The organism is Dietzia sp. DQ12-76 (assembly GCF_014145045.1).
Lineage (GTDB): Bacteria > Actinomycetota > Actinomycetes > Mycobacteriales > Mycobacteriaceae > Dietzia.
This window is the reverse complement of the sequence record NZ_JAALDV010000253.1, coordinates 1-4040: the sequence shown is the minus strand read 5'-3', so window position 1 is coordinate 4040 and position 4040 is coordinate 1. Positions and strand designations below refer to the sequence as shown.

3 protein-coding genes are annotated in these 4040 nt (G+C 69.4%); 2 read left to right on the top strand and 1 reads right to left on the bottom strand.

Annotated elements, in window-relative coordinates; all coding sequences use genetic code 11:
• Positions 1 to 311: 311 nt before the first annotated feature.
• Together G6019_RS09400 and G6019_RS09395 are read left to right on the top strand one after the other, a co-directional pair.
• A complete protein-coding gene (locus G6019_RS09400) occupies positions 312 to 2312 on the top strand; it encodes a 2-oxoacid:acceptor oxidoreductase subunit alpha (protein WP_156607083.1) in 2001 nt (666 codons plus the stop codon).
• A gap of 24 nt (positions 2313 to 2336) precedes the next feature.
• Positions 2337 to 3407, top strand: a complete 1071-nt coding sequence (locus G6019_RS09395) for a 2-oxoacid:ferredoxin oxidoreductase subunit beta (protein ID WP_182612919.1) — start codon at positions 2337 to 2339, stop codon at positions 3405 to 3407.
• A gap of 77 nt (positions 3408 to 3484) precedes the next feature.
• On the opposite strand, the gene G6019_RS09390 is transcribed toward G6019_RS09395, so the two are convergent.
• A partial coding sequence (locus G6019_RS09390) for an NRDE family protein (protein ID WP_182627485.1) occupies positions 3485 to 4040 on the bottom strand: 556 nt, incomplete at its 5' end.

Here is a 4040-nt window from a genome sequence, read left to right as displayed (position 1 = left end):
CCGACCCGGGAAGGTGCACAGCCGCCTCCCTATATATCTGTCACGCGTCGCATCGGGTCGGTTCGTCGTCGTCCCCGGTCACGGACACCCCTCACGAGCAGCAGAAGGGCGTTCGACACGACGCCGGATTGGCACCGATAGACAGACCGGTCTATGGTGGGCACAAGCGGGAACCACGCCGAACTGGAACGTGTTACTGTTTTCCAATTCCGTCGGGGTGACGAGTCGCGCCCGAACCGGCGTACCGTCGGTGGCCGTACGGGAGTCACGACCAGCCCCGATCATCTCAGACACAACGGAGGTCAGCAGCGGTGGGCAATGCGTCCAAGACCAAGCTGGACAAGGTGGTCATCCGCATCGCGGGCGACTCCGGAGACGGCATGCAGCTCGCCGGTGACCAGTTCACCTCGGAGGCGGCGGCCTTCGGCAACGACCTGGCGACCCAGCCCAACTACCCGGCCGAGATCCGGGCCCCCCAGGGCACGATCCACGGGGTGTCGAGCTTCCAGATCCAGATCGCGGACTACGACATCCTCACCGCCGGGGACCGCCCCGACGTGCTCGTGGCGATGAACCCGGCCGCACTCAAGGCGAACATCGACGACCTGCCCTCCGGTGGCATCCTCATCGTCAACTCCGACGAGTTCACCAAGCGCAACCTCACCAAGGTCGGCTACGAGTCCAACCCGCTCGGTTCCCCCGCCTTCGAGGCGTTCCAGGTGCACGAGGTGGCCATGGGCACGCTGACCATCGGTGCGGTCGAGTCCGTGGACGTGGGCAAGAAGGACGCCGAGCGCTGCAAGAACATGTTCGCGCTCGGACTCCTCACCTGGATGTACGGCCGCACGGTCGACTCGATCGAGACCTTCCTGGGCGACAAGTTCAAGAAGAAGCCGACGATCCTGCAGGCCAACCTGCTGGCGTTGCGGGCGGGCTGGAACTACGGCGAGACCACCGAGGCGTTCGCCTCCGAGTACGAGATCCAGCCGGCCCAGCTGCCCAAGGGTCGCTACCGCCAGATCACCGGCAACACGGCGATGGCCTACGGCCTGGTCACCGCGGGCAGGTCGGCGGACATGCCGGTCTTCCTGGGCACCTACCCCATCACGCCCGCCTCGGACATCCTGCACGAGTTGAGCAAGCTCAAGCAGTTCGACGTGACCACCTTCCAGGCGGAGGACGAGATCGCCGGAATCGGTGCCGCCCTCGGCGCGTCCTACGGCGGGGCGCTGGGGGTCACCTCGACCTCCGGCCCCGGTCTGGCGCTCAAGTCGGAGGCCATCGGCCTAGCCGTGATGACCGAGCTGCCGCTGGTGATCATCGACGTCCAGCGCGGCGGCCCCTCGACCGGGCTGCCCACCAAGACCGAGCAGTCGGACCTTCTGCAGGCGCTGTTCGGGCGCAACGGGGAATCGCCCGTCGCGGTGATCGCCCCGCAGTCGCCCTCGGACTGCTTCGAGATCGCCCGGGAGGCGGCGCGGATCGCGGTCACCTACCGCACCCCCGTCATCGTGCTGTCCGACGGCGCGATCGCCAACGGCTCCGAACCGTGGCTCCTGCCCGACGTGGCCGACCTGCCGGCCATCGAGAAGAACCTCGCCACCGCGCCCGCGACCGGCGCGGACGGTGACACCGAGGCCGCCGGGGACTACCTGCCGTACGCCCGCGACCCGGAGACGTTGGCTCGCGACTGGGCGATACCGGGTGAGGCGGGTCTCGAGCACCGCATCGGCGGCCTGGAGAAGGCCAACGGCACCGGCAACATCTCCTACACGGCGGAGAACCACGACCTCATGACCCGCACCCGGGCCCTGCGGATCGCGCTCATCGACGTACCCGACCTCGAGGTCGACGACCCGTCCGGCGATGCCGAGGTCCTGGTGGTGGGCTGGGGATCGTCCTACGGCCCCATCGGTGAGGCGGTCCGTCGCGCCCGCGCCAACGGGCACCGCGTGGCCCGTGCGCACGTCCGACATCTCAACCCGCTGCCCGACAACATCGGCGAGGTGCTGGCCAGGTACCACCGGGTGCTCGTCCCGGAGATGAACCTGGGCCAGCTCGCGATGTTGCTCAAGGCCCGCTTCCCGGCGCAGATCCAGCCCATCACCAAGGTGCACGGCATGGCGTTCTCGGCCGAGGAACTGCAGACCGCCATCGAGGCGGAGTTCGCCGGTCGGCTCACCCACACCGAGCACGACAAGTACCGGCTGGCGCTCGACGGGGTCATCACCACGACCGGCGAGCCCGCCGCGCGTCACCGGCGGATCGGCCACACCGCCACCGGCACCACCACCGCCAACCGAACCCGCTGACCCGCGAGCGAGGAGAGGACTTCCATGACCACCACCGAAACCGGACTCGTCGGCAGCCCGCTGCCCCTGGACGCGTTGGCCTCCGTCCCCAAGAGCGACGCACCGCAGAAGCCCAAGGACTACACCTCGGACCAGGAGGTGCGGTGGTGCCCCGGGTGTGGCGACTACGTCATCCTGGCCACCATCCGTGCCCTGCTGCCCAAGCTCGGTCTCAAGCGGGAGAACATCACGTTCATCTCCGGGATCGGCTGCTCGAGCCGCTTCCCGTACTACCTCGAGACCTACGGCATGCACTCGATCCACGGGCGCGCCCCGGCGATCGCGACCGGCCTGGCCACCGCCCGTCCCGACCAGTCGGTATGGGTGGTCACCGGTGACGGCGACGCCATGTCGATCGGCGGCAACCACCTGATCCACACCCTGCGCCGGAACGTCAACCTCAACATCCTGATGTTCAACAACCGGATCTACGGGCTGACCAAGGGCCAGTACTCGCCCACCTCGGAGTCGGGCAAGGTCACCAAGTCGAGCCCCATGGGCTCGTTGGACCACCCGTTCAACCCGCTGTCTCTGGTGCTCGGCGCCCAGGCGAGCTTCGTGGCCCGCGCCCTGGACTCGGACCGCAAGGGGCTGACCGAGGTCCTCGACGCCGCCGCCCGTCACCGCGGCACCAGTTTCGTGGAGATCCTGCAGGACTGCCCGATCTTCAACGACGGGTCGTTCGACCTGTTGCGCAAGGAGGACGCCGGAAACCACCTCATCGGGGTCCGCCACGGCGAGAAGATCATCTTCGGCGACGAGGGCCAGCACTGCGTGGTCCGCTCCGGGTTCTCGCTGAAGGTCGCGGCGACCGCCGAGGTCGACGAGGCCGACATCGTCGTCCACGACGCCCATGCCGAGGACCCCTCCTACGCGCACGCGCTGGCGAACCTGTCCAGCCAGGATCTCGAGTACACCGTCACCGGGATCATCCGGCAGGTCCAGCGCGAGACCTACGACGACCAGGCCCGCGCCCAGGTCGCCGCCGCCAAGGAGACCGCCCCGTCGGACCTCCAGGCCCTGCTCGACGGCAGCAACACCTGGACCGTGGGCTAGAAGGGCCACGGGCCACGGCTCACGCACCGACGCGATCGTCTCCCGGGGGGCGGCCACCGCACGGATCTGCGCTCCACTCAGATCCTCGTGGTGACCGTCCCCGCGGCGCGTCCCCGGGAGTCCCAGGTGCGCTCGACCACATCAGCCGTGCCGTGCTCGTCGATCCGCACCGCCGTCGTCGACCGGGTCCCGTACCACCGGCCGATCCGGACGAACCGCGACGACAGGCGCCACTCATGCCAGAGCGGGACCCCCGTGCGCGGCAGGTGCCGGAGCGGTGCCTTGCGGGGATCGGCGAGCAGGTCGAGCAGGGGGCCCGACCAGTCCTGACCCGAGATCGTCCCGGACCCCATCAGCGCCGTGACGTCGCTCACCGCGCCGACGACCTTCGGCCACGGGGTGTCCAGCGCCGCGTTGGACAGTCCGTGGACCCCCGTGTCCAGCCGCAGCGGCCCCCGGCCGGAGCGGTTGGACGCCCACCACAACTCGTCGAGGTCGCCGGCCAGGAGGTTGACCGGACCGTACCGGCCCAGATCGTCGACGATGTGCCGGGCGAACCCGGTCGCGGGGACCGAACCGGTGAGCGCCCGGACCGGCAACTCCCCCCGGGAGGCGGTGGCCGGGGCCGCCGGG

Excerpts from the sequence above, each read along its gene's own strand:
- G6019_RS09395 (WP_182612919.1), top strand. The coding sequence starts at position 2,337 with ATGACCACCACCGAAACCGGACTCGTCGGCAGCCCGCTGCCCCTGGAC.